This window comes from Enterococcus hulanensis, from assembly GCF_005405485.1.
In the GTDB taxonomy this organism is placed as follows: Bacteria; Bacillota; Bacilli; order Lactobacillales; family Enterococcaceae; genus Enterococcus_A; species Enterococcus_A hulanensis.
This window is the reverse complement of sequence record NZ_BJED01000012.1, coordinates 61,044-84,980: the sequence shown is the minus strand read 5'-3', so window position 1 is coordinate 84,980 and position 23,937 is coordinate 61,044. Positions and strand designations below refer to the sequence as shown.

The 23,937-nt window shown below is 39.5% G+C and carries 27 protein-coding genes; 21 read left to right on the top strand and 6 right to left on the bottom strand.

Annotated features, from left to right (window positions below; translation table 11 throughout):
- Window positions 1–11: 11 nt before the first annotated feature.
- From FFR60_RS14030 to FFR60_RS14020, 3 genes are all read left to right on the top strand, one after another.
- Window positions 12–1,340: a family 4 glycosyl hydrolase gene (locus FFR60_RS14030; protein WP_137664630.1), complete on the top strand. Its 1,329-nt coding sequence runs from the start codon at window positions 12–14 to the stop codon at window positions 1,338–1,340.
- A gap of 13 nt (window positions 1,341–1,353) precedes the next feature.
- Window positions 1,354–1,812 carry a PTS sugar transporter subunit IIA gene (locus FFR60_RS14025; protein WP_137664629.1) on the top strand — a complete coding sequence of 153 codons (459 nt, stop codon included), beginning with the start codon at window positions 1,354–1,356 and terminating at the stop codon, window positions 1,810–1,812.
- A gap of 69 nt (window positions 1,813–1,881) precedes the next feature.
- On the top strand, window positions 1,882–2,739 hold the full coding sequence (locus tag FFR60_RS14020) for a GRP family sugar transporter (protein WP_137664628.1): 858 nt from the start codon (window positions 1,882–1,884) through the stop codon (window positions 2,737–2,739).
- Between the two features lie 64 nt (window positions 2,740–2,803).
- Here FFR60_RS14020 and FFR60_RS14015 read toward each other — a convergent pair whose 3' ends face one another.
- Together FFR60_RS14015 and FFR60_RS14010 are read right to left on the bottom strand one after the other, a co-directional pair.
- Entirely contained in the window at window positions 2,804–3,007 is a 204-nt protein-coding gene (locus FFR60_RS14015; RefSeq protein ID WP_088932831.1) for a helix-turn-helix transcriptional regulator, read from the bottom strand.
- The gene (locus FFR60_RS14010) at window positions 3,008–3,652 is read right to left on the bottom strand and encodes a DUF2178 domain-containing protein (protein ID WP_088932830.1); all 645 of its coding nucleotides are present in this window, start codon (window positions 3,650–3,652) and stop codon (window positions 3,008–3,010) included.
- Between the two features lie 278 nt (window positions 3,653–3,930).
- Between FFR60_RS14010 and FFR60_RS14005 the strand changes: the two genes are divergently transcribed.
- From FFR60_RS14005 to FFR60_RS13975, 7 genes are all read left to right on the top strand, one after another.
- On the top strand, window positions 3,931–6,249 hold the full coding sequence (locus tag FFR60_RS14005) for an ABC transporter permease (RefSeq protein WP_137664627.1): 2,319 nt from the start codon (window positions 3,931–3,933) through the stop codon (window positions 6,247–6,249).
- A 17-nt stretch (window positions 6,250–6,266) separates the two neighbouring features.
- Complete coding sequence (locus tag FFR60_RS14000) at window positions 6,267–7,022, top strand: ABC transporter ATP-binding protein (RefSeq protein ID WP_137664626.1); 756 nt, start codon at window positions 6,267–6,269, stop codon at window positions 7,020–7,022.
- 28 nt (window positions 7,023–7,050) lie between these two features.
- Complete coding sequence (locus FFR60_RS13995; protein WP_249355007.1) at window positions 7,051–7,785, top strand: response regulator transcription factor; 735 nt, start codon at window positions 7,051–7,053, stop codon at window positions 7,783–7,785.
- Window positions 7,772–8,680 (top strand): sensor histidine kinase, encoded by a 909-nt coding sequence (locus FFR60_RS13990; protein WP_137664625.1) that lies wholly within the window; start codon window positions 7,772–7,774, stop codon window positions 8,678–8,680. Before FFR60_RS13995 ends, FFR60_RS13990 begins: the two co-directional genes overlap by 14 nt.
- 55 nt (window positions 8,681–8,735) lie before the next feature.
- Entirely contained in the window at window positions 8,736–9,038 is a 303-nt protein-coding gene (locus FFR60_RS13985) for a DUF6506 family protein (RefSeq protein ID WP_137664624.1), read from the top strand.
- Between the two features lie 115 nt (window positions 9,039–9,153).
- Entirely contained in the window at window positions 9,154–9,900 is a 747-nt protein-coding gene (locus FFR60_RS13980) for a GNAT family N-acetyltransferase (RefSeq protein WP_137664623.1), read from the top strand.
- A 10-nt stretch (window positions 9,901–9,910) separates the two neighbouring features.
- Window positions 9,911–10,456 carry a DUF1697 domain-containing protein gene (locus FFR60_RS13975; RefSeq protein WP_137664622.1) on the top strand — a complete coding sequence of 182 codons (546 nt, stop codon included), beginning with the start codon at window positions 9,911–9,913 and terminating at the stop codon, window positions 10,454–10,456.
- 36 nt (window positions 10,457–10,492) lie between these two features.
- Here FFR60_RS13975 and FFR60_RS13970 read toward each other — a convergent pair whose 3' ends face one another.
- The gene (locus tag FFR60_RS13970) at window positions 10,493–11,467 is read right to left on the bottom strand and encodes a serine hydrolase domain-containing protein (RefSeq protein WP_137664621.1); all 975 of its coding nucleotides are present in this window, start codon (window positions 11,465–11,467) and stop codon (window positions 10,493–10,495) included.
- Between the two features lie 175 nt (window positions 11,468–11,642).
- Here FFR60_RS13970 and FFR60_RS13965 point away from each other — a divergent pair, with 175 nt between their 5' ends.
- The 11 genes from FFR60_RS13965 (at window position 11,643) to alsE (ending at window position 21,692) form a co-directional block, all read left to right on the top strand.
- Complete coding sequence (locus tag FFR60_RS13965; RefSeq protein ID WP_137664620.1) at window positions 11,643–12,140, top strand: GyrI-like domain-containing protein; 498 nt, start codon at window positions 11,643–11,645, stop codon at window positions 12,138–12,140.
- 95 nt (window positions 12,141–12,235) lie between these two features.
- Entirely contained in the window at window positions 12,236–13,129 is an 894-nt protein-coding gene (locus FFR60_RS13960; protein WP_137664619.1) for an AraC family transcriptional regulator, read from the top strand.
- Between the two features lie 205 nt (window positions 13,130–13,334).
- Window positions 13,335–15,857 carry a sigma-54-dependent transcriptional regulator gene (locus FFR60_RS13955; RefSeq protein ID WP_137664618.1) on the top strand — a complete coding sequence of 841 codons (2,523 nt, stop codon included), beginning with the start codon at window positions 13,335–13,337 and terminating at the stop codon, window positions 15,855–15,857.
- A gap of 185 nt (window positions 15,858–16,042) precedes the next feature.
- Complete coding sequence (locus tag FFR60_RS13950; protein ID WP_137664617.1) at window positions 16,043–16,459, top strand: PTS sugar transporter subunit IIA; 417 nt, start codon at window positions 16,043–16,045, stop codon at window positions 16,457–16,459.
- 3 nt (window positions 16,460–16,462) lie between these two features.
- Window positions 16,463–16,939, top strand: coding sequence for a PTS sugar transporter subunit IIB (locus FFR60_RS13945; protein ID WP_137664616.1), 477 nt, complete (start codon window positions 16,463–16,465; stop codon window positions 16,937–16,939).
- 86 nt (window positions 16,940–17,025) lie between these two features.
- A complete protein-coding gene (locus tag FFR60_RS22970) occupies window positions 17,026–17,784 on the top strand; it encodes a PTS mannose/fructose/sorbose/N-acetylgalactosamine transporter subunit IIC (RefSeq protein WP_137664615.1) in 759 nt (252 codons plus the stop codon).
- On the top strand, window positions 17,785–18,612 hold the full coding sequence (locus FFR60_RS22965; protein WP_137664614.1) for a PTS system mannose/fructose/sorbose family transporter subunit IID: 828 nt from the start codon (window positions 17,785–17,787) through the stop codon (window positions 18,610–18,612). It begins immediately after the preceding gene.
- Window positions 18,613–19,683 (top strand): galactitol-1-phosphate 5-dehydrogenase, encoded by a 1,071-nt coding sequence (locus tag FFR60_RS13935; protein ID WP_249355006.1) that lies wholly within the window; start codon window positions 18,613–18,615, stop codon window positions 19,681–19,683.
- On the top strand, window positions 19,667–20,221 hold the full coding sequence (gene hxlB, locus FFR60_RS13930; protein WP_137664613.1) for a 6-phospho-3-hexuloisomerase: 555 nt from the start codon (window positions 19,667–19,669) through the stop codon (window positions 20,219–20,221). The genes FFR60_RS13935 and hxlB overlap by 17 nt, the downstream gene beginning before the upstream one ends.
- A 12-nt stretch (window positions 20,222–20,233) precedes the next feature.
- Window positions 20,234–20,977 carry an SDR family NAD(P)-dependent oxidoreductase gene (locus FFR60_RS13925; protein ID WP_137664612.1) on the top strand — a complete coding sequence of 248 codons (744 nt, stop codon included), beginning with the start codon at window positions 20,234–20,236 and terminating at the stop codon, window positions 20,975–20,977.
- A gap of 28 nt (window positions 20,978–21,005) precedes the next feature.
- Window positions 21,006–21,692 (top strand): D-allulose 6-phosphate 3-epimerase, encoded by a 687-nt coding sequence (gene alsE / locus FFR60_RS13920; RefSeq protein WP_137664611.1) that lies wholly within the window; start codon window positions 21,006–21,008, stop codon window positions 21,690–21,692.
- A gap of 252 nt (window positions 21,693–21,944) precedes the next feature.
- Here the strand turns inward: alsE and FFR60_RS13915 are convergent, their stop codons facing one another.
- The 3 genes from FFR60_RS13915 to FFR60_RS13905 form a co-directional block, all read right to left on the bottom strand.
- Complete coding sequence (locus FFR60_RS13915; protein ID WP_249355005.1) at window positions 21,945–22,394, bottom strand: hypothetical protein; 450 nt, start codon at window positions 22,392–22,394, stop codon at window positions 21,945–21,947.
- 250 nt (window positions 22,395–22,644) lie between these two features.
- Window positions 22,645–23,565 (bottom strand): LacI family DNA-binding transcriptional regulator, encoded by a 921-nt coding sequence (locus FFR60_RS13910; RefSeq protein ID WP_137664610.1) that lies wholly within the window; start codon window positions 23,563–23,565, stop codon window positions 22,645–22,647.
- Window positions 23,566–23,588: 23 nt separating this feature from the next.
- Window positions 23,589–23,861 carry a hypothetical protein gene (locus tag FFR60_RS13905; RefSeq protein WP_088932813.1) on the bottom strand — a complete coding sequence of 91 codons (273 nt, stop codon included), beginning with the start codon at window positions 23,859–23,861 and terminating at the stop codon, window positions 23,589–23,591.
- Between the last annotated feature and the right edge of the window lie 76 nt (window positions 23,862–23,937).

The following is a 23,937-nucleotide window of genomic DNA, read 5'->3' as shown; positions in this document are numbered from 1 at the left end:
GGAAGTAGACAATGACTAAAAAACAAATTATCACGATTGCTGGCGGAGGAAGTACTTATACGCCAGGAATTATTCAAGCAGTTTTAAACAATGCGGATCGCTTACCGCTTTCAGAAATTCGCTTGTATGATATTGACGCCAAAAGAAATGCTGATATGTATTTGATCATTCAATACATGCTGAAAAAAGAAGGCTTTAAAGACGTAATTATATCTTCAACTGAAGATCCAGAGACAGCTTTTACAGGTTGTGACTTCATTTTCTCGCAAATTCGCGTTGGCGGTATGAAGATGCGTGAAAAAGATGAAAAAATTCCGTTGAGTCATGGTTTAGTAGGTCAAGAAACCTGCGGCTTGGGAGGATTTGCTTACGGAATGCGGTCAATGGGTGGCCTCTTGGAAATTGTAGGCTATGTACAAAAATATGCACCGGAGGCATGGATTTTGAATTATACAAATCCTGAATCCATCGTTTCAGAAGCTGTACGCCGACAATATCCAAAAGCAAAAATGATCAATGCATGCGACATGACCATTTCGATAGAAGAAACGATTGCGGTTAATTATGGTTATAATCGGAAAAATTGGATTCCAACGTATTATGGATTGAACCATTTTGGCTGGTACACATCTATCTACGACAAAGAATTAAAAAGAGATGTCATGCCTGAAATTATTGAAAAGCTGACTACACAAGAGATGCAGGTGGCTGATTTCAACGCGGGAGACAAAACTTGGCAAGAAGCATTCAGTATGATGTCGGTAATCACGAAGAACTTCCCACAAAACATTCCAAACAATTATTTGGAATATTACCTTTATCCAGATATGGTTGTCGAGAAATCTGATAAAAACTATACTCGCGCCAATATGGTTATGGAGGGCAGAGAAAAGAATACTAAAGAAATGGCTGAAAAAATTCGGAACGGAGCGACAGAGGATGTTCTGAACTTCAACTTCGGTGAACATGGACAATACATTGTCGATATGGCGACTTCGCTGTTAAATGATGAACGTCGACGCTTTATGCTGATTGTCCCTAATCAAGGAGCCATTCCAAACTTGCGTCCAGATGCTGTGGTGGAAGTGCCTGCCTACGTTGGTGCGACCGGGGTTGAACCAATTTCATTAAGAGAACCTATTTGCGACTTCCACAAAGGATTGATGGAAGCTCAAGTAGCAGCCGAAAAATTATTGGTTGATGCTTATTTTGAAGGCTCATATCAAAAAGCGCTGCAAGCATTTACGTTAAATCAAACCATTCCAAATGCTAGAGTGGCTAAAAAAGTTTTAGATGAAATGATCGAGGCCAACAAAGAATACTGGCCAGAATTAGTCTAGAGGTGATGAGAAGATGCTCTTTTTTAAAACAAAGAAAGTTCTGAAATCTGTTGCGAATGGACACGTTCTGCCTTTGGAAGCAGTAAAAGACGAGGTTTTCTCCTCAAAGATGATGGGTGAGGGCTACGCGATAAGTCAGCATGACGGCAATGTCTATGCGCCGATTGAAGGAGTGGTTGAGAGCATTTTCCCAACACTGCATGCGATAACAATTGAAAGTAAAACTGGAGAAAAATTACTGATCCATATGGGCTTAGATACAGTGGAGCTTAAAGGACGGCCATTTTCAATCAAAGTCGTACAAGGGCAGAAGGTAAAAACAGGAACATTGCTGGCTTCTATAGATTTGTCGCAATTGGAAAAAGCAGAAAAGGACGCGACAATCATCGTGGTTTTCCCTGAAATGACCAAAGGGGAGCTAATGAAGGAAAATCAAAACGTAACCTTACAGGATGAACTATTCAAATTTTAGCTCAAATACAAAGACTGGGTAAATGCTCAGTCTTTTCTTGAGCAGAAACTTTATAATTTAGGAGATATCATGGCAATTTTGTATCTGTTACCCGCTTTGGGTTGGGGGTTTATGCCAATCATCGCAAAACTCACTAATGCCCGACCAATCAATCAGCTTTTAGGAACAACGTCGATGGCTTTAGTAATGGGCATACTCTTTACTCTGTTCGTACAGCCATCTTACGGTTGGCTTCACTTTGCAGCAGCATTTTTCTCTGGGTGTTTTTGGTCGATAGGGCAATATCTGCAATTCTCTTCATTACAATTACTGCCAGTCTCCGAAGCTATGCCGATTTCCAATGGGACTCAATTAATCGGAACGACTTTTATTGCGGCCGTATTTTTTAAAGAATGGTCAAATATGAAAATGGTCGGGGTCGGAATGAGCGGGATACTATTAATCATTTTAGGGATTATCTTAACTTCTTATTTAGAAAAAAAGAGAGAAAATCAGCAGCACACAGCAAAAAAAGGCAAAGCTATCGTTTGTTTATTACTATCCTCTTTCGCTTTAACGATCTATGTGACTTTACCGCAGGCTTTTCAGGCTAGCGGAGCAGAAGTTCTATTTCCGCAATCTCTGGGTATGTGGTTCTCATCGATTGCATTATCATTTTCAAAACGTGAGGAGACAAATTACCAGCAAGTAAGAAAAAACTTTGGTACAGGAATAGCTTGGAGTGCGGCAAATATCAGTTTGTTTCTTACCATTCCAATCATTGGAGTAGCCAAAAGTTTTACTTTTTCGCAACTAGCTGTTTTAATTTCGATCTACGCTGGCTTGATTATTCTAAAAGTTCGAAAAACAAGAAAAGAATTGCAGATAATCAGTTTGGGCGCTGCGTTAATTGCAGCGGGAATTCTCTTGATTGGCTCAATCAAATAAAACCTATTAATAATAAAATGAAAAAAGCAGAGTAAAAAATATGTATCTTTTACTCTGCTTCTTGCTATTCGAAAATAAATAATTCTGTTACAGGGGTCTCAACGACCTTCGCAATGTCTAATGCGAGTTTCAGGGAAGGGTTGTACTGAGCCTTTTCCAGACGCATGATTGTTTCTCGCCGTACCCCCACTAAATCAGCGAGTTGTTCCTGTGTGAGACCCTTCAACGTTCGATACTTTTTTAAATGACATTCGAATTTTACATTCATCTATCCAGCCTCGGTTTCAAATCGATATAAGAAGTATTTGCTAAGGAATAAAACAATTCCAAAGATCATCGACATTGAGCTTAACATAAAGATCGCACACCATTCAAGATTCCAGGCCAGCATCCCGCCGCCAATCAGCCAAATAGTTAAGAATAGTAGAATGAACCCAATTTTGTAGGCCTTTAGCTCCGCCTTTTTTTCATTTTCCTCGTAAAGCTCATCTTTTAAAGTATCCGATAATTTTCCTTCAAAGTAAAAGCCGAAAAAGCCGAAGAATACAAAGGCAAAGCAAGGATAAATAATACCAAATTCCTGATAGGTCCAAAAACCGATCAGCCCCAAAAAGCCAGCAAATCCGCTGAGACCAAGCATCGGGTGAATTCTTCTGGTGTGGTGCTTTTCCAGAGACTTGTTGCGCCAAACTACTCTAAAAAGTGTCACTACTAAATAGATTACGTAGACAATCGTTACTACTAACGCAATCCACATTGGCAGATCCTGCGGACGAAAAACATATTCAGAGACAACGGTTGGTTTTACCAAGCGGCTCTCATTGTATAAAACCGAATGGACTGTAGCCAACACTAAAACAATCACGCAACCAATTCCCGAAACAACTAAATTTCTAATTTTTTTCTTTGACATCTTAACTCCTCCAATGATACATATTTGTCACTCCGTGAGATAAATATATCACACAAAAAAGAAAAATCAAGTAGAAAAGAGAGAAATAAGTCACTTTTTTTATTTTGGAGACTATTCATCACTTGAAAGCTTGCCTCGGTCTGATTTCTAGCTGCTAAGCTGAAAAATCATCCAATCAGCAAGTTTAATATTAGGTTAATACTTCTCGTACATTCGAGAAATACTCCTTTTTTATAGTAGAGATAGGAAATCTGATTAAGGATTAGGAGTGATACACGATGTATCGAAAGATTATAAAAAATGATGTAAGGGAAAGAAAGTTGATTACGATAATCACTACTTTGTTCATTACTGTAGCTGCGTTGTTAGTGGCCTTAGCAACGATTTTGAGTGTTAATTTGGCTGGGTCCATTGATACGCTGATGGAAAAATCCCAATCACCTCATTATATGCAGATGCACACTGGTGAGGTAGACAGAGAACGGCTGGCAAAATTTGTCGAAGCAAATGGAAATGTAGCGACCTATGAAGTGGCGGAGTTTTTAAATTTAAACGGTTCGGATATCGAACTTGGAGACCATAGTTTGGCAGACAGTGTGGAGGATAACGGACTGGCTGTTCAAAGTAAAAATCTTGATTATTTCTTGGATATGGAAAATCAACCTATTCAACCGAAGCCGGGAGAGCTGTATGTTCCAGTAATGTTCAAAAAGCAGGGATTAGCCAAAATCGGTGACAAGGCGAAGATCGCCGGAAAGACATTTACGATCAATGGATTTTTACGTGATGGCACGATGAATTCGCAAATGGCTGGGTCAAAGCGTTTTTTACTTCATCAAACAGACTATGACGAACTTTTTTTTAAGGGAAAACTGGAATACATCATTCAGTTTCGCTTAAAGGACCCCAGCAAACTGAATCAGTTTGAGGCCGCGTATCAAAAAGCCGGCTTAGAGGTCAACGGACCAAGCGGAACACATCGCTTATTCAAATTAGGCAATGCCATGTCTGACGGAATCATGATCGGAATTCTTTTATTGATTAGTTTGCTAGTAGTTCTAATGACCTTTATGTGTATTCGTTTCACGCTGCTGGCCAAGATCGAAGAAGATTATAAGGAAATCGGTGTAATGAAAGCAATTGGTCTGCAATTAAAAGCAATCAAGAAAATTTATCTGGCAAAATACGCGGCGATCTCCATAATCGGCAGCTTGTTAGGTTATTTGATCTCGCTTCCGCTAAGTTATCTGCTGTTAAAAAATATCAAGCTTTTCATGGGCGAAAGCAAGAATGAAGGACTAAGCTGGATTTTAGCTGTCGCGGGTGTGCTGGCAGTCATGCTCTTAATGATTGCTTATGTGTATGTTCTTTTGAATCGCTTCAAAAAAATCTCTGCCGTTGAAGCAATCCGTTTCAGCGGAGCCAATGAGAAGGTCAATACGAAGACACGTTTTAATCTTCGTCGCTTAGCATGTTTCTCTACTGACACACGAATCGGGATCATCGATATCATGAATCGAAAAAAAATCTATTTGACGATGCTGCTGGTCTTCATAATATCTACCTTTATTATGATCGTTCCAGCGCTGGTCTATCACACAGCCTCCTCGGAAGAATTTGTGGAAAGCCTCGGCTTCAGTCATAAAATCGATATTGCCACCAGCTTGTATCAGTCGACCAACAGTGTTGAGAATCAGGATAAAATCGAAGACTATTTGGCAAATGACCCGGATGTTGAAATGTACAGTAAAATCTCAACGAAAAACTTTGATGTCAAGGAAGCGGGCATGGAAAATGGTGTGCTGTCAGTCGAATTAGGAAATCATCAGAAATTCCCAGTTAATTATTTGAAGGGCCACGCACCTCGTAGAATCAACGAGATTGCCTTATCGACGATTAATGCGGATGAGTATAATAAAAAAATTGGCGATCCGATCATTTTGATTCGCAAAGGTCGAGAAGAAAAATTTATCGTCTGCGGCATCTACGCCAATCTATTCAATGGCGGTAAAACAGCGAAGGCCATTTTTGAAGATCGGACAACACCGACGATCTGGACGGATATTTCTATCAAATTAAAGAATCCTAGTAAGCTGACGGAAAAAATGAATCAGTATAAGGAAGATTTACCTTTTGCCAAAATGAATAATGCCGAACAGTATCGCGATCAAACTTTCGGCTCCACGATCCAATCCTTATTGATGGTCGCGATCGGTGCTTCGCTGGTGGCGGTATTGATTACAGGATTGATCACCTCCTTGTTCATGAAGCTGCTCTTAGTCAAGGATAAAAAAGAGATCGCGACACTAAAGGCGGTTGGTCTTACCAATCAGGAAATCAGAAATCAATATTTAGCAAGAAGTCTGACTATTTTAGTGATAGGAATTGGGCTGGGCACAGGTTTGGCGATGACTTTAGGAAAAACGATATCGGGTCTGGTATCGGCAGGCTTAGGCGGAGTCAGTGTTCAATTAATCGGCAGTCCTCTAATTTACTTAGGTTGTCCGCTCTTGCTGCTGCTCGTTACTTATTTGACAACTAGAATCGTAACGGCACAAGCAGGCAAAATTGAAATTGCTGAAAATCTTAAAGACTAGAAAAGGATGGAGAAAAAATGCAAACAATCATAAATGGCACAGAAATTGTAAAAAGCTTTGGAGAAGGAGAAGAGCAGGTCACTGTCTTAAATCAAGTAAATATTCAAGTGAAAACAGGCCAATTCGTCGCAATCATGGGTCCTTCAGGCTCAGGAAAATCAACCCTGCTTTACGCAATCAGCGGGATGGATAAAGTCGATTCGGGAAAAATAAGCGTCAATAATCAACAAATCGATCAAATGACAGAAAAACAATTAGCTGACATGCGCAGAGAACAATTAGGCTTTGTATTCCAGCAGCCGACGTTGCTGAAAAATCTCTCTTTGATCGATAATATTATCCTGCCAAGCTTAAAAAAGCGAAAACAAAGCGCAGAACTTGAAAAGCGAGCAGAGGACTTAATGAAAAAAGTCGGTATCCAAGAGCTGAGAGATCGAAAAATCACTCAGGTATCTGGCGGACAGCTGCAAAGAGCGGGCATCTGTCGGGCATTGATGAGTCAGCCGAAGATTATTTTTGGCGATGAACCAACCGGTGCCTTGAATTCCAAAGCCGCGCAAGAAATTATGGATATCCTATTGAAAATAAATGAAGAAGGAACAACTGTTGTTATCGTTACTCACGATGTAAAGGTAGCTGCGCAAAGTGAACAGGTTTTCTTTATGGAGGATGGTCAAATCACCGATGCTCTGCAATTAGGAAACTACATCGGACAAAATCTTGAAAGCCGTATCGAAAAAATCAACGAGAAAGTTTTGGCTGTCGAAATCTAAGAAGAGACGCAAAACCTTCGTGAGCACTATGGTAAAATTATTAGTGATGAATCGTAGAAAGCAGGGGTGGCTGATGGGATACAATATTTTACATGTAGATGATGAAAAGGAAATTATCAAACTGTTAAAGATGTACTTGAAAAGTGAAGAGATCACTCATTATGAAGCCGTCAATGGTCGTGAAGCATTAGCGATTTTAGCAGAAAAGAAAATTGATCTGCTGATCGTTGATATCATGATGCCGGAGATTGATGGTTTCGAGCTGATCCGTACAGTCAGAAAAAGCAGCAATCTGCCGATCCTAGTTATCTCCGCACGGGTCGAGGCCTCTGATCGAATTTTCGGGTTAGAGATCGGAGCGGACGATTATTTGACGAAGCCCTTTGATCCTCATGAAGCGATTGCCCGAGTGAATGCTTTGCTGAGAAGATATTATTCGCTCGGTGTCGCCAATGAACCGGGGCAAAATAATTTAACCGTCGGCAATTTAACCTTAGACACGCATGCCTGTACCGCATATGTTGACAAGCAATTGATTAATTTGACCGCTGTCGAGTTTCGCGTATTGAGGCTGCTGATGGAACAGCCTGGCCGAGTCTTCACCAAGGAACAGATCTACGAACATGGCTGGCAAGATCCGTTGGCAGGTGATAATAACGTCCGAGTCATGATGAGCAAGCTGCGGGAAAAAATCGGAAACGAACGGATCAAGACGATTCGAGGGTTAGGCTATCGTTTGGAGGTCCCTCATGAAACAGCTTAGAAATGCGATTTTGCGTTCCTTTATCCTTTATTTCTTTGGTCTCTCGGTGGTAGGGGGATTGATTGAAGAATTCTTTGCTTCTTTAGAAACATTAGTTTATGAACCGGAATATCAAGTGTTGTTCAGAGTTATTGGTTTAATCCTGCAATTAGTCGCAGTTTTCTGTTTTTCCTACGCATTTTATCGAAGTTTGGATAAAAAAATCGAAGAGCAAAGTCAAAAAATCGCAAAACAGCAAAATACCTTGTTCGCCAATATCGCCCACGATTTAAAGACACCGTTGACCAGCATTACCGGATTTTCTAAGGCTTTGAGTGAGGACATTGTCGAACCGGAAGAACGAGCAGAAGTTTCTTCAATTATTTATCAAAAATCCCTGACAGCAAATGAGCTATTGGATTTGATGTTTCAATATACCAAGCTGAATGCAGCTGAATACAGTTTAAATCGGCAAGAGTGTGCAGTTAATTTCTTATTAAAGGAGGCGGTGGCGGATAACTATGATATGCTTGAGCAGCAGCGGATCGAATTATTTTTAGAACTGCCGGAAGAGCCTGTCATGAAAAGTATCGACAAGATCGAGCTGCGGCGCGTCTTTAATAATTTACTGATCAACGCCTGCAAGCATAATCTAGCAGGTAGTCAGCTGGCAATTTCCATTATAGAAAAAAATAATCAGACTAAAATTATCTTCGCAGACAATGGTACACCGATTCCGCCAAAGGATCGCGAGAAGCTCTTTCAGCCGTTTGTCAGCGAAAACGAAACCGAACGAAATTTTCAAGGCAGCGGTTTAGGCTTGGCGATCGTCAAGACGATCATCGACAAGCATGGATTTACGATCGAGCTGCTGGACGATGAAAAATATACCAAGAAGTTTGTGATTACACTTTAACAGTCCATTAGTCTGCTAATTAAGAGACTGAAAATAAAAAATCAGGAGGTTTCATATGTTAAAAGCAGCATTTATTTTTGTAGCAGAGGGTGCAGATGGCAAAAAAGATCGTTCAGTGGTGACGACACCAGCGGTTGAGCTGACCACGGTAGGAGTCGTTGATTATGCGGAAGCAGTGGAGATTTCAAAAGAACTAGTAGCAGGCGGTGTTCAAGCAATCGAATTATGCGGCGGCTTCGGCCATCTGGGAACGGCTAAGATCGTCGAGGCAGTTGGTGATAAGGCAGTTGTCGGTGTCGTGCGCTTTGATAAGCATCCAGGCTTGGGAAATCAATCCGGCGACAATATGTATTTATAGAAATAGTTCATCTAGCAGAAGTGAATTTTACTTCTGCTTTTTTCTATTGAATAAACAATCCGGCGAAAGTTTACTTAATGTTATACTTGAATTAATAGAATGAAGGAGGGATTTGATGGTAGAGTACATAAATATCACAGAAAAAAATGTTGCCGCTGAACACTTATGCTGCGCAATTTCCGGTAAAAAGCATCAAGCCGGTGTCGACACAAAAAAATCATGGCTCAAGGAGCGTTTGCCTGAAGGGCACATATTTCGCAAGCTGGACGCGAATGGAAAAGTTTTTATCGAATATGCACCGTTGGAAACGGCTTGGGTACCTGTAGTTGGCGAGAATTATTTGCATATCTACTGTCTTTGGGTCTCTGGCAGTTTTAAAGGACAAGGCCATGGGAAAAATCTGCTGAATTATTGTATTGAGGATGCCAAGCGGCAAAATAAATCAGGAGTTTGTGTCATCAGTTCGCAAAAGAAGACACCGTTTCTAACCGACAAAAAGTTTGTTGAAAAAAATGGATTTGAAGTCGTTGACCAAATCGCTGGCGGTTTTGAGCTCATGGCGCTGTCCTTTGATGGAACTGTTCCTGCATTTTCGGAATCGGCCAGAAAGCAGACGATTGCTGATCAAGAATTGACGATTTTTTACAGCCAGCAATGTCCCTTCATACCCAACGGACTAAAAGAAGTACAGGAATATTGCGAGGAAGAAAACATTCCCTTGACACTGGTTCCAGTGGACAGCCTAGAAAAAGCCAAGAACCTACCGGGAATTTTCAATAATTGGGCGGTCTATTACCAAGGGAAATTCTTAACAGTCCATGTATTGAACAAAAATGTATTAAAAAAATTATTAGCGACGTGAGGGAAGAATAGTGAAAAAGTATATCGCGCTGTTAAGAGGAATCAACATCAGCGGTAAAAATAAAATCGCGATGCCTTTATTGAAAAGCGCCTTTGAAGAAATTGGTTTTTCAGAAGTTGTAACGTATATTAACAGCGGAAATGTGATCTTTTCCAGCCCGAGCGAAAATAAAGCAGAGCTGATCCAAACTTGCGAAGCAGTGATTACTGATAAGTTCGGCTTAACGATCCCAGTGACTGTCGTAGCCATTGATGAATTAATTGAGATAATACAGCACGCGCCTGATTGGTGGGATCATGAGAAAGAAACGATCCATTATGCCATTTTTATGATCGCTCCAATGACAGTCGAAGAAGTCTTCGCGGCAGTCGGTGAAATAAAACCAGAATACGAAAAAATCGCGCATCATGGTGAGGTGATTTTTTGGTCGGCGCCGCGCAAGACCTTCAATAAAGCCCGCTGGTCAAAAATCGCTAGCTCCTCAGTCAATAACCATGTGACGATCCGCAATGCCAATACGGTTAACAAGTTACTATTAATGAGTCAAGCCCAATAAAAAATCAAGCAGTCAGAAAACTGCTTGATTTTTTGTTTATATCAGCGGTAAAATTTCTTGCTGGATAAAGTCAATGCGATCGTAGACATTTTCTTTGAACAAAGCAGTGATCGTTATCACCAGATTTTCCTCGTGATCAATGTAGAGAATATTGCCGCCATCGCCCATCGCCGCAACGATTGGTTTGTCCGGATCAATGATCCACCACAAATAACCGTAATCCAGTCCTTCTTGTTCCCAATGACTGTGCTTTTTCTGCATGGTCTCTAACCAGTTCTTCGGAACAATCTGTTGTCCCTTCCAGCTGCCTTGATTTAGGATTAGTTCTCCGATTTTTGTTAGTTCGCGGGTTGTTAAAGTCAATCCCCAACCGCCAGCATTTAAGCCTGTGTCATCTGCGACCCAACCGTTTGAATTAGTCGACTTATTAAAACTCATTTGATCTTTGGCCGATTTTAAGTGGATCGTCTTTTCGACATTAATCTCTAAGGGGATAAATAAGTTCTCACGAGCAAAATCCAATACCGTTTGATTTGTTGAGCGAGCTAGTATCGCTGAGAGCAGATCCGGCCCAATCAAAGGGGTGTAAGTAAACACGCCAATCGGCTGCTTGCCGCCTAATTGCTTTAGCGTAAACTTGGTCCAGTCTTTGCTGGAGAAATATTTGATATATGCAAGGGGACCATTTTTATATTTATATGGCGCGGTCATAGTTATTAAATGCTCTAGTGTAATGTTATTGATTGTCGCGCTTTTTGGCTGATATTCCGGAAAATAAGCCAAAATCGGACCGTTCAATTCATTGATTGCCCCTTGTTCATGAGCGATACCCAATAATAAGGATAAAATACTTTTGGTGATTGAGTAAACATGGATATTACTAGCCTCGTCGCAGTCATTGAAATACTCTTCATAAAGCAGTTGATTATTTTTTTGCACAATGATCCCAGTAATATTTTTATGATCTGTCTTGATTTTCTGTTGAACCGTATTAAATTTTATGTCGTTCATCGTTTTCCTCCATTTCCGAAGGCGCCTTCTATACTTAGAGTAAAGGCATTAAAAATCATAATCAAGTGTTATTTTAAAATTTCTCGTTTTAATCTTCTCTTTTTTTGCCTCAAAAAGGGTAAAAGGAATGCAAGCCTGCTTTGCTATAGTGAAGAAAAGAAAGAGGGGATTAATTATGGAACATCGAATTGTTGAATTAGAAAGCTTTAAACTGGTAGGCTTTAAAAAGGAATCAACGAATGCAAAACGGCAAGGAATGAAGGACTGTCCTGCATTCTGGAATGAGATTCTGGCGGCTGGTAAGCAAGAAGCACTCTTACCGCTGATCGATCACGAACCGTTTGGATTGATCGGAGCCAGTTTCTATAATATTGATAAGACGGATGCCAAAAAATTTGATTATTATATCGCTGTCGCAACGACCAAGGATACACCGTCAGATTTATTTGAAATCGAGGTACCGGCAAGTACATGGGCTGTTTTTCCCTGTACGAGAAAAACTAATGGAAAAACACAGTTTGCGATTGTGACAAAGTGGGCACCCAAATCCAAAGAATACGAATTACTGAACAAAGGATACATGACAGGGAAAATGACTTCCGGTGGACCGGATCTGGAAGTTTATGGACAGGGAGATGATGTTGAGATTTGGGTTCCAGTTAGAAAAAAATAATCGAACTTCAAAAAATTTGGAAAGGTTTAGAAAAGTTTAGGAACTTCTCCTCAATATGCTATTCTTATGAAAGAGAGTTTAGTAGGAGGAGAACCATGTCAAAGGATTTAGAACGTTTTTCAGCGACGTTGGCTCATATTGAAAATCATTTATTTGAAGCTGTTTCGTTGAAACAATTAGCCAAACAGGCGCTGCTTTCAGAATATACCTTCCATCGTTTTTTCACGTATTTAACCGGCTATTCGTTTTCAACTTATTTACGCAATCGCCGATTATCAGAAGCGGTGGAACTATTACGCAAAGATCATTCGATTGATGAAATTTCCGAGTTATGCGGCTATGCCAATCGGTCAGCATTTAATCGAGCGTTTTCCAAGTTTCACGGAATCACACCAAGCCAGGCAAAGAACCTCAAAGCGGCAATCAATTTCTTTCCGCCGATTCGGCTGGATATCAAAATTAATGGTGGGAAAACATTGAACTATCAAATTGAGCAGCTTCCGAGCTTTACGGTCGTCGGGAAAATGGCCGCGTATCAATTGGAAGATGACTTATTTAAAAATACAGGCAAACAATGGGAAACCTTTTTCAGCGACCAAGAGCTGCGAATGTTTGCGGAAAGCGATGCGACACGAAAAAACTTTTTCGGTCTAAAACGTGTGCCTTATTTCGCTGTGGCCAATCCTGTCAAACCGCAATCAGGAAATCTAAACTATTTTACCGGCTTTGTTTTGAATCAACATGCTGCGACGGATTATTTGACGATCGAGATTCCCAAGCAAACATATGCTGTTTTTGTCAGTGAGCCCTATGATTATCGTAAAACAGAAAATGTTTCGAATGCGTATTATCAATTACAGCAGCAAATCTTCAACACTTGGCTGCCGCAAACAGACTATCAAAAAATCGATGGACCAGAGCTGGAAACCTATCTGTCGTTGGAAGACCGTGCCTGCTTAGAAATTTGGCTCCCAATTGAAAAAGAGTAAGCTTGTGAGACAAGAGTGATTAATCATTCTTGTCTTTTATGTTGTATAGAATGGGTTAAAATGGAAAGTTTTTTTCTTTTCAAGAGGCTCCAATAGTGCAAATTATGCAATACTTTTTTGTTTGTTCAATTTGCAAAAAAATCAACTCGTGTTGAAAGCGCTTATCAATCTGTGTACAATGTCACTAATAAAGGGGGTTGAGGTAATGGGGAGAAAAGATAGTGTTTTTGCTTTTTTATGTGAACAAACAGAATTATTCATATCTGGAAATAACTCACTCAAAATAGATTCTACCAGCATTTCGGAGGAAATCGGTATAGCACGCTATAACGTTAGTCGTGACTTAAATCGTTTAGTAGAAGAGGAAAAAGTGATTAAGTTGTCTGGCCGACCGGTTTGCTTTATTGCAAAATCGTTAATTGAACAAGAACTTGGAAAAGTAGTTGATTCAAATGAGTCTCTAACTTTTCAAGAACTAAGCGAGCTGTTAAAAGATAAAGAAGATACATTCCTTAGCGATTATCCATTTACTGAGTTGATTGGTTATGACGGGTCATTAGAAAATGCAGTTAGACAAGCCAAAGCTGCATTACTTTATCCACCATTCGGTTTGCATTCTTTATTGACAGGACCTTCTGGTTCAGGGAAAACAACTTTTGCTAGATTCATGTATCAATACGCTAAGCATGCAGGAAAGCTGAAAGAAGATTCTCCTTACGTGGTATTCAATTGCGCTGACTATTCGAATAATCAGCATTTGTTATTGGATCATCTCTTTGGTCATGTAAAGCACGCATTTACAGGAGCGGAAACGGATAAGGATGGATTGATTGCTTCAGCTAATAATGGCATTCTTTTTTTGGACGAGATTCATCGTTTACCACCGGAAGGGCAGGAAATGCTATTTTCGATTATGGATCGTGGAGAATATTATCGTTTGGGAGAATCATCCAACCCACGAAAGGTAAGGGTACTGATTATAGGAGCAACGACTGAAGAAATCGAGGGCAACATTTTATCCACCTTTTTACGACGTATTCCGCTGAAGATTTTTATGCCAAGTGTTAAGGAACGCGGCTTAGCAGAGAAGATAAAACTGATCTATTTTTGCTTTAAGCAGGAAGCGAAAAAAATCGAGCGAAAGCTGCAGGTTAATGAAGATGTGATTCGTTTCTTTTTACAATACGATCCCGTTGGAAACATAGGGCAAATGAAAAATGATATCCAGCTGTTATGCGCTAATGCTTTAGTAGATAGTATTTCTAGCAATTCAGCCATCATTCAAGTAAAGCTATCACATCTTTCAACATATTTAATTGATCAGTTCTATTATGCACATTCCTCAGAGATTAATAATGAAATGCGTGAAAAATTAAAACTGCTGCAAATTGATGAATTTGTATTCACACCAGAAGAAGAACGAGACACAGACCCGTTTCTTCTAGTGGATGAAGAGGAAAGTGTCTCACATGATGTTTTAGAAACGTACCATAAATATTTAGAAGGCAAAGGATCACTTTCGCCATTGAAGTCGATCATTCATGGAAAGGCACAACAGTTGGCAGAAAAGCAAGGAAATCAGCAACAGGCAATCTTTAAAATTGTCTCTCGTAAAAACTATGAGGTTACCGTCAATATCTTAAAAAAGATTGCTCAGAAAAAGCACTATCATTTAGACGATAGTAATATCAAAAGTTTGGCTTTACACTTAGACACGTTGATTGAAAAAATCACTGAAGGCTATTCTTTCCGCGACAACTCTTTTTTGGCGCATAAAAAGCCGAATGAAATGGCGTTAGAAAAAGAACTTGAAGTTGCTGAACAAATCTGTTGTGAGATTTCTGATCAGCTGGAGGTCCAATTACCAGAAAGTGAAAAATATTTTATCTCGCTCTATTTAAAAGCAATGAATGAAAAGTACACAGAGAAAAAAATTGGTGTTCTGATTTTAATGCATGGACAAACCGCTGCAACTGATCTAGCTAATACTGCCAATCAACTTTTGAATGTGGAGCATGCAGTAGGGTTGAATATGCCGTTATCACACTCGGTCGGAGATACTTTAGAAAAAGCGACGGCATTGGTACAAAAGGTTGATCAGGGAAAAGGCGTCGTGATTTTAAGTGATATGGGTTCGCTAAATATGTTTGGTGATATTATTACTAAGAAGACAGGGATTCCAACTCAAACGATCAAAATGGTAACAACCCCGATGGTCATTGAAGCCACCAGAAAATCACTATTACCCAAAATGTCAATCACTGAATTGTCAGAGGATATCGTTGAACAAAGTGCTTATATCGGTAATAGTGTCGAGGATTTCCAAGTCAAAGCACTGCAAGAGAATCTCGATCCTTTTACTAATGATCGCAGAAGCAAAATCATCTGTATTCTGGAGGAAAGTTTGATCTTTCTCGATGGGGCGACAATTTATGATTTGTTGGAAATCGAAGCGAAAAAAATTGCGGATACTTATCAAGTTGAACATTTCGAGGATTTTTGGATCAAATTCCTTTTCCATACCAGTAATATGATCGAACGCGCGATTCGAAAGGAACAATTTTTACGCGAGGATACAGAACTGCTACTCGAAAATAATCGTGGATTGTACCAATACTTGAAAGAATTACTGGTCCCCTTGGAAAATCGTTTTGCAATCGTTGTAGAAGACAGTGAGATTAGCTATTTAATGGAGCTGATTGAAGTTAATACCAATTTAGTTTATTGATCAGCACACTCGATGAAAAGAAACAGCACACTAAATTTGATTCAATAGCACACTAAAAAAATAAATTGTTTATTCGAAAGTCTCGAATCCGTTTTGTATCCAAAACGTTGATTTGAGGCTTTCTTTTGGTTTGTTCATAAAGTTGGCACGCCGTTTGCAATATATTTAGGTGAGGAGGTGGAAAAATGATCGGTGTATTAATTCTAACCCATGGTGAACTTGCAGAAGGTTATCTTTCTGCATTGAGATTAATTACAGGAGAGGCCGAAAACATTGATACGCTTGGTTTGTATCACGAGACGAGTATTGAAAGTTATAAAGAAGAGGTTGCAGAAAAAATGATAGCGTTGGAGCAGGGAAATGGTGTTTTGGTCTTTTGCGATATCTTTGGCGCAAGTCCATACAACGTAACGGCGCATAACTATCAGGTATTGAAGGACAAAGTAAATTATCGTTCGATTACGGGTGTTAATTTGCCAATGGTGATCGAAGCGGTGTGCAGCAGAGAAACGATGGATTTAGATGAATTAGCGAAATATATTCAAAATGTTGGAAAAGATGGCATCAAAGAACTTTTTGAAAATTACGGAAGGGATGAATAGAAAATGAGTGAGATTGTGTTAACTAGGATTGACGATCGTTTAATTCATGGACAGGTAATGACTGCGTGGGTCAAAAAAACAAGAGCAAATCAAATTTTGATCGTAGATGAAGAAGTGGCGAAGGATGATTTTATGAGCGAGATTTTAAAAATGTCTGCGCCATCAGGAATCGATATCTTGGTAAAAGGGTTGATGGATGCAGTGACCTTTTTAAAAGAACAAGAATCAGAAAACAAACGCTTGATTATTTTAGTCAAAGCGCCTGTCACAATTGAGGAGCTGGTAGAAAACGGTATCACGATTGACAAGCTTGTTGTTGGAGGAATGGGCGCCAAAGCTAACCGACGTGTATTGTACAAAAACATTTCGGCGTCTGACGAAGAACGGACGACTTTCAAGAAGTTGATTGATCAGGGGATTCCTGTAGTGATCCATATTATCCCAGATCAGAAAGAAACAGATCTTTCAAAATATCTGTAAAAGATTAGTGAAATGATGCAGGGCTTGAGGATAGAAATAATTTTATAGAAAAGAATGAGACATCAGTATAAAAAGGAGGAAAAAACATGCTTTTATCTGCAATTTTAGTTGCTATTATTTCAACGGTTTGTAATTGGTGGCCAAGTCATTTAATTACCAGATCATGGTTGTATCCGATTTGGTCAGGATTCTTAGTGGCGTTGGCAATGGGTGAACCAATGATAGGGATGCAAGCAGCAGCTTATATTAACTTGGCATATCTTGGCTGGATTACTGCGGGCGGAACGATGCCCGGAAACTTGCCAGTGGCTGCAGTTTTTGGGACAGCAATGACGATTCTATCTGGAGCTGATCCGAGTTTAGCAGTAACGTTCGCTGTACCATTTAGTTTATTTGGAATTTTAACGTTCCAATTAACAATGTCAATCAATGCACTTTGGGTCCACCGAGCAGAGAAATTTTTAGATAATGGAAATATTCGCGCGATGCGATTAATGAACTATGTACCATCAGGCATACTGAACTTCATTATTACAGGGATACCAGCTTTCATCTTGGTATATTTCGGCGCCGAACCAATGAAGAACTTATTGAACATGATTCCGGATTCCTTTGTTGATGCGATGCAAGTTGTTGGAGCTATTATGCCAGCATTGGGGATTGCGATGCTGATCAGCTTCATGGGAAATAAAAAAATCATGCCGTTCTTCTTCTTTGGTTTCATTTTAGCAGTTTATTTGAAATTGGATGTTATGGCAGTCACCGCGATTGCTGCGATCATGGGCTTTGTCTTCTACAACACTGAATTCTTAGATTTGAAACCTGCTGGAAAGGAGCAATCATAAATGGAAGCAAAATTAACAAGAAAAGAATTATTAAAAAACTGGGCACTGACTTATTCAAGTGAGACGGCGTATAACTATGAGCGTCTCCAAGCTTTAGGGCAAGCAAATGCGATGGTTCCCGTTATTCGCAAACTCTATTCTGAAGACAAAGAGCGTCAGGTCAAAGAGTTGAAGAAATATTTCGTTTTTTACAATACCGAGCCTTCGTTTATCGGTACGATGATCCCTGGTGTTGCGGCAGCAATGGAAGAACAGCGAGCTAATGGTGCCGAGGATATCACAGATGAGACCATAAATTCTTTGCGAACAGGTCTGATGGGGCCAATTGCCGGAATTGGAGATACGGTCAGTCAAGGAATCGTTTATCCGATTTTAGCTGGGATCGCTTGTTCTTTGGCAATTGACGGTAGTTATGTAGGACCAATCTTTTTTGAAATCGCCTATAAAATTTGTTTGATAGGCTTTGGCTGGAATATGTATCGATTAGGTTATCAAAAAGGGAAATCCTTCATTTTAACAATGCTGCGTGAAGGAACAATCGCGCGTTTAACAGAAATTTTCAGTATGGTTGGTTTGATGGTTGTTGGCTGTATGACCGCATCACGAGTAAATATTGAGATTCCGATGATTTTGAATATCAAGGGGGTCAAATTAGGAATTCAAGAGCAAGTGATCGACGCTTTGATGCCAGGTCTCGTTCCGTTGGGGATCACTATGCTTGTTTATTGGCTAGTGCGAAAAAAGGTGAACATCAATCTGATTATTTTAATTATCTTTGTTTTAGGAATCTCATTATCGTACTTAGGTGTGTTAGGAATTCCAAAATAAATGGGAGTGAAACAGCATATGAAGGCAGTTGATTTAAAAGCAATTAATCAGTTAGAACTGGTTGAAAAGGAAAAACCTGTTCCAAAAAAAGGAGAAGTATTGCTCCATGTGATGGCTTGCGGTATTTGTGGATCAGATATCCCACGAGTCTATGTCACTGGCTCGTACCATTTTCCGACTGTGTTGGGACATGAGTTCGCGGGTGAGATTGTTGAAGTAGCTGAGGATATCGATCGAGACTATATAGGAAAAAAGGCGGCAGTTTTTCCGTTATTGCCATGTAATGAATGTGAATATTGTCAATCTGGATATTATGCCCAGTGTAAAAACTACAACTATTTCGGGTCAAGAACAGATGGCGGTTTTGAAGAATATTTGGCCGTGCCTGTATTTAATCTTGTTCTTTTAGAAGATCAGGTGAGTTATGAAGAAGGAGCAATGGTGGAGCCTGCGACTGTAGCACAGCATGTGATCAATAAAGCCGAGCTAAGTGTTGGGGATAGTGTCGTGATTTATGGAGCTGGTCCCATCGGTGTGATGGTGGCGCAATGGGCGCAAATCAATGGTGCAGGAAAGGTATTACTGATTGATATTGATCCTACCAAAGTTTCTTTTGCTCAGGAGCTAGGTTTTTCTTATGTATGCAATAGCGAAGAACAGGATGCGGAAGCTTTTATTTTAGAAACTCTTGATGGAAAATTAGCTGATGTCGCGATCGAAGCAACGGGTTCTAGTGCTGCCTTTGATCAATGTGCGCAATCTATTCGAACTTTTGGGCGAGTTGTACTTTTAGGGAATCCTCATTCAGATATGACGATGGGACAGAAGACCTATGATCAATTTATGAGAAAAGAAGGTACGATTGTCGGGATGTTTAATAGTATATATGAGCATTTTCCGAAAAATGAATGGCAGGTCACAGCACAGGCAATCGCGACTAAACAGTTGAATTTGAAACCTCTGGTTACTCATAAGGTATTGATAGAAGATCTAATTGATGCTTTTGACATGATCCATGAAAAAAAAGAATTCTATAATAAGGTGTTGATGGTTGATGAAAAATTATTATAAAGATAGTCAAGCAGTTATCGAAGAGTTAAACAATTTGTTAGGAAAAATTTCAAGTGAAGAGATCGATCAATATATCCGAGTGTTGTTAGAAGCTGATGAAGTATTCTTTATTGGTGTAGGGCGAGTACGCTTGGCTCTTGAAGCCGCAGTTAAGAGGCTAACACACTTGGATATCACCTGTCACATGGTAGGTGATTTGAATGAGCCGCCGATTACGAAAAAGGATCTTTTAGTCGTAGGCAGCGGATCGGGTGAATCTGTAATACCTTTGGAAATCGCAAAAAAAGCAAAAAGTTATAATGCAAAAATTGTTCATTTGACATCTAATTCTGATAGTTCGATCGCCCGTTTAGCAGATCATATCGTCAAGTTTGAGAGCCCGTCGAAAAGCGACCAGAGCTTTACATCGATTCAACCAATGACCACGGTATTTGAACAAGGGTTATTGATTTTCCATGATGTATTAGCTTTACGTTTGATGGCAGAAAAAAATATGACAATGGATGATTTGAAGGATCGCCACGCCAATTTGGAATAGAGGTCTTTGAAAATGACTGAAGAAAAGAAGACTGCCTTTGTTACTGGAGCTGCGGGTGGCTTGGGAACAGCAGTTGTCGCAAAATTATTGGATCAAGACTTCACAGTATTAGCCAATGATAAAAACGCGGTCGACGTTGAAGCTTTGCTTAAACAATTCCCGCAAAATGATATTCATGCTTATTGCTTTGATGCAACAGAAGAAGAAGCTTGGAAAAATGCGGCTGCTGATATTAAGAAAAAACATGGAAAGATCGATGTTTTATTCAATAATGCCGGGATTTTCAAAATCGAAACGATTGAAGAAACCAGTGTTGAACTTTGGAAGAAGACTATGGATGTTAATGTGCTAAGTATTTTCTTAGGGATAAAAGTAATGTCTCCATTGTTAGGAGAAGGTAGTAGCGTTATCAATACCAGCTCGATTGCTTCATTTTTAGGCTCGAAGAATCGAATTGCTTACGCCGCTTCAAAAGGTGCCGTCTCTGCATTGACAAAAGCTGCTGCAATCGAGTTTGCACCTCGCGGTATTCGTGTCAATTCAGTTCACCCAGCTTATATCAATACTCAAATGGCAGAGCATGCGGCAGAGGCTACGGAACGAACGATGGCTGAAATGGGGAGTCGAATTCCTTTATACCAACGAATCAGTACAGCTGATGAAGTGGCTGATGTAGTTGTGTTTTTGACATCAGATGCTTCACGCTTTATGACAGGATCAGAGGTTGTTGTTGATGGTGGACAGTCAGTTAATTAAAGGATTTACTAAGTTAAAGGAGAAAAAAATGGTAAAAATATCACCCTCGTTGATGTGTATGGATATCAGTAAATTTGAAGAACAAATTAATTGCTTGAACCAAACTGTCGATTATTATCATATCGATATTATGGATGGACATTATGTCAGTAACATGACTTTGTCTCCATGGTTTATTAAACAATTGAAAGATCATACAACAATCCCTATAGATGCTCACTTAATGGTAACCAATCCGATCGAATATGTTGACCAATTGTTAGACCTAGGAGTTGAAGTAATCAGTATTCATGCGGAATATTTGAATGGTCATGCTTTTCGATTAAGTGAAAAAATTAAACAGCATGGAAAGAAAATGGGTGTTGTTTTGAATCCTGAAACACCTCTAAGTTTAGTTTATGACTATCTACACTTACTTGATATCATAACGGTCATGACTGTTGATCCTGGCTTTGCTGGTCAAACCTTCATTTCGGAAAGCTTGAAAAAAGTTCGAACTTTAAAAACTGTTCGCGAAGAAAGAAAGTTAGTTTTTGAGATTCAAATCGATGGGTCCTGTAATGAAAAGACCTATCAAATGATGATTGATGCAGGTGCTGATATTTTGATCCTAGGTTCTAGTGGTTTGTTTAATCTGGATGATTCCATCGGAAAATCGGTGGAAATTATGAAGAATCAGCTATCATCAGCAACAAGCGAAATTAAGAGCTTCTGATGATAGAACGTTTTCATGGTATCGTAAAAATAGAAGGAAACTGAGGGATTCCATATGTTTTATTCATCAATGAAGTAGGAAGCTGCATTAAGACTGTATCTCTGAAGACTAAGGGAGCAGTGTACAGATTTTCGAAAAATTGGGGATGAACCGTTACATTATTCAGATGGTTTCACCAAAAAAAGCAGTGATAAAATAATCGAATAAAAGCAAGCCAGTTGAAGGAAGGCTTCAACTGGCATGCTTACGTATTTATAAAGTTTTACTCAAACGGTTATAAGCAACGATTCCAAAAATATAATGAATGACCAGCAATAAACTCAAGCCAACACAAGCATATTTAGAAAAAGGGGACATATAACCGAGCATACTCATAATGGAGAAGACAATCATGAGAGCTAACTGTAAAATCAACATAGCGATATAGGCTAAACGACCGCTTTTATCTCTCAGCATGATTTTCCGTTCGTCGTTCAAGTTAACCGACTCATCTTTTAAACGATCTTGATATTGGTTTTTATGTTCCGGACTCATCCAATAAAAATATTTCCCCAGCACAATGACACCTGAGAAAATCCCAGCTCCAGCCAAACCCCATAATAATGATTCAAGTCGGAACTCAGTTGTCAAAGCGATTACTAAACAGACTATTCCAGCTAATACATAGACCAAACCTGTATAAAGCGTTGATTTTTTCATCATTTTTTCCTCCTTATAAGATAGCAGCCAATTTTGGACATCAAGTGATCGAAGTTACCATTGACTCTTTAGTAAAATAGTTCTGCTATGGAAAGTTTCCTTTCCGTACTTTAATTATAAGTTCCTTTTCCAGCTATGTAAAGTATGCTTTCCATTCGGAAATTTGGAAAACTATAAAAATATTGGGAAAAGCTTTACTTGTAAAGCCACAAAAAAGGCAGCTGGAATTCCATTTTCCAGCTGCCTTTTGTACTTATCTTTTTATGAAATGGTGAGGGATGCAGATTTTTTCCTGTTTGTGATGATAAAAAGCTTCAAAAGCTTTCTTTCCGCATTCCGCTAGATGATGATCGATGGTGGAAAACCCCATTACTTCACTTATCAGCAGATTTTCTCTCCCAATGACCAACGGTTTGTTCGTCTCGTATTGCTGTAAAATCGTGGCTGCAATACTATCGCCAAAAGTCAAAATGCCGTCGACCTTTTGTTTTTTGAAAAAGCACGCCGCTTGGATACCGTCCTCTGCTACGATACAATCCCAAAAAATATTTGCCTCGTCAAAGTCAGGATAGATTTCTTTTGCGATGCGGATCGAGAGCTCAGAGTTATGGCTAATATTTTTACTTCGGCCTAACGTCATCCCAGGATGTGTAACGCCTCGTTCTTTTAAATAAGAGAAAGCTTCCTTCAAAGAATTCTTTAAATTGATGTAGACACAGCTGACATCTGCATTTGGAATCTCTTCGCAAAAAATGATCGGTCCATATTGCAGGTAATCAAGGAAAACTTGAATCGAGTTAGCTTTCGTAGTGACGATCAATCCGTCAAAGGATCGTTTAGAAAATTCTGCTAAGTAACGCTTTTCTAGTTTTTGATCATAATTTGTCGGCAGCAAACTGATTTGATAGCCATGGTCAAAGGCCGCCTGCATGATACCGCTGAGCATCTGATCGTAATAATCATGATTAACAAATGGCAGAATTACGCCAATATTTTTTGTTCTGCCATAACTCAGATTTTGTGCAGATCGGTTGGGCACATAGTTCAGCTCAGCCATTACTTCTAACACTTTCGCCCGTTTTTTATCATCGACATAAGGATGATTATTGATGACACGAGAAATGGTAGACACTGAGTAACCTGTGATTTTTGCGATATCGCGGATATTTGCCATGGGGGACACCTCTTCTAAATGTATTAAGCGGCTAAATGTTCTTTTAAATATTCGATGACCGCAGGACCGAATTGATAAAAAGTATAACGGCGGTCATGATAAAAGAAACTGACAATCGGACTGCCTAATAGGTCGCTGATAAATAAGTGTTTGATCTCAGCTAATTTAAGGTTTTGAATAATCGGCCGTTTAAATCCACGGCTTCTTACAAGTCTCAATTGTTCTTCAGAAAAATGCAGGGAAACTTGAAAATGCTCTTGTGTGTCGTCGTGCTGAACTTTCACATACGTATTCATAAAAAATTCCTCCTTTTTTTCTTTACAAGAGAAGTATAATTTATGAAACGAGTTTCATAGCAAGCGTTTTATTCTA

Coding starts and splice junctions, on each gene's coding strand:
- FFR60_RS13915 (WP_249355005.1), bottom strand. CDS start 22,394: ATGATGAAAAAATCAACGCTTTATACAGGTTTGGTCTATGTATTAGCT.
- FFR60_RS13985 (WP_137664624.1), top strand. CDS start 8,736: ATGTTAAAAGCAGCATTTATTTTTGTAGCAGAGGGTGCAGATGGCAAA.
- FFR60_RS13945 (WP_137664616.1), top strand. CDS start 16,463: ATGAGTGAGATTGTGTTAACTAGGATTGACGATCGTTTAATTCATGGA.
- FFR60_RS14015 (WP_088932831.1), bottom strand. CDS start 3,007: ATGAATGTAAAATTCGAATGTCATTTAAAAAAGTATCGAACGTTGAAG.
- FFR60_RS13960 (WP_137664619.1), top strand. CDS start 12,236: ATGTCAAAGGATTTAGAACGTTTTTCAGCGACGTTGGCTCATATTGAA.
- FFR60_RS14005 (WP_137664627.1), top strand. CDS start 3,931: ATGTATCGAAAGATTATAAAAAATGATGTAAGGGAAAGAAAGTTGATT.
- FFR60_RS13965 (WP_137664620.1), top strand. CDS start 11,643: ATGGAACATCGAATTGTTGAATTAGAAAGCTTTAAACTGGTAGGCTTT.
- FFR60_RS13995 (WP_249355007.1), top strand. CDS start 7,051: ATGGTAAAATTATTAGTGATGAATCGTAGAAAGCAGGGGTGGCTGATG.
- FFR60_RS13980 (WP_137664623.1), top strand. CDS start 9,154: ATGGTAGAGTACATAAATATCACAGAAAAAAATGTTGCCGCTGAACAC.
- FFR60_RS22965 (WP_137664614.1), top strand. CDS start 17,785: ATGGAAGCAAAATTAACAAGAAAAGAATTATTAAAAAACTGGGCACTG.
- FFR60_RS13950 (WP_137664617.1), top strand. CDS start 16,043: ATGATCGGTGTATTAATTCTAACCCATGGTGAACTTGCAGAAGGTTAT.
- FFR60_RS13970 (WP_137664621.1), bottom strand. CDS start 11,467: ATGAACGACATAAAATTTAATACGGTTCAACAGAAAATCAAGACAGAT.
- FFR60_RS14030 (WP_137664630.1), top strand. CDS start 12: ATGACTAAAAAACAAATTATCACGATTGCTGGCGGAGGAAGTACTTAT.
- FFR60_RS14025 (WP_137664629.1), top strand. CDS start 1,354: ATGCTCTTTTTTAAAACAAAGAAAGTTCTGAAATCTGTTGCGAATGGA.
- FFR60_RS22970 (WP_137664615.1), top strand. CDS start 17,026: ATGCTTTTATCTGCAATTTTAGTTGCTATTATTTCAACGGTTTGTAAT.
- FFR60_RS14010 (WP_088932830.1), bottom strand. CDS start 3,652: ATGTCAAAGAAAAAAATTAGAAATTTAGTTGTTTCGGGAATTGGTTGC.
- FFR60_RS14000 (WP_137664626.1), top strand. CDS start 6,267: ATGCAAACAATCATAAATGGCACAGAAATTGTAAAAAGCTTTGGAGAA.
- FFR60_RS14020 (WP_137664628.1), top strand. CDS start 1,882: ATGGCAATTTTGTATCTGTTACCCGCTTTGGGTTGGGGGTTTATGCCA.
- FFR60_RS13935 (WP_249355006.1), top strand. CDS start 18,613: ATGGGAGTGAAACAGCATATGAAGGCAGTTGATTTAAAAGCAATTAAT.
- FFR60_RS13910 (WP_137664610.1), bottom strand. CDS start 23,565: ATGGCAAATATCCGCGATATCGCAAAAATCACAGGTTACTCAGTGTCT.
- alsE (WP_137664611.1), top strand. CDS start 21,006: ATGGTAAAAATATCACCCTCGTTGATGTGTATGGATATCAGTAAATTT.
- FFR60_RS13905 (WP_088932813.1), bottom strand. CDS start 23,861: ATGAATACGTATGTGAAAGTTCAGCACGACGACACACAAGAGCATTTT.
- FFR60_RS13955 (WP_137664618.1), top strand. CDS start 13,335: ATGGGGAGAAAAGATAGTGTTTTTGCTTTTTTATGTGAACAAACAGAA.
- hxlB (WP_137664613.1), top strand. CDS start 19,667: ATGAAAAATTATTATAAAGATAGTCAAGCAGTTATCGAAGAGTTAAAC.
- FFR60_RS13990 (WP_137664625.1), top strand. CDS start 7,772: ATGAAACAGCTTAGAAATGCGATTTTGCGTTCCTTTATCCTTTATTTC.
- FFR60_RS13925 (WP_137664612.1), top strand. CDS start 20,234: ATGACTGAAGAAAAGAAGACTGCCTTTGTTACTGGAGCTGCGGGTGGC.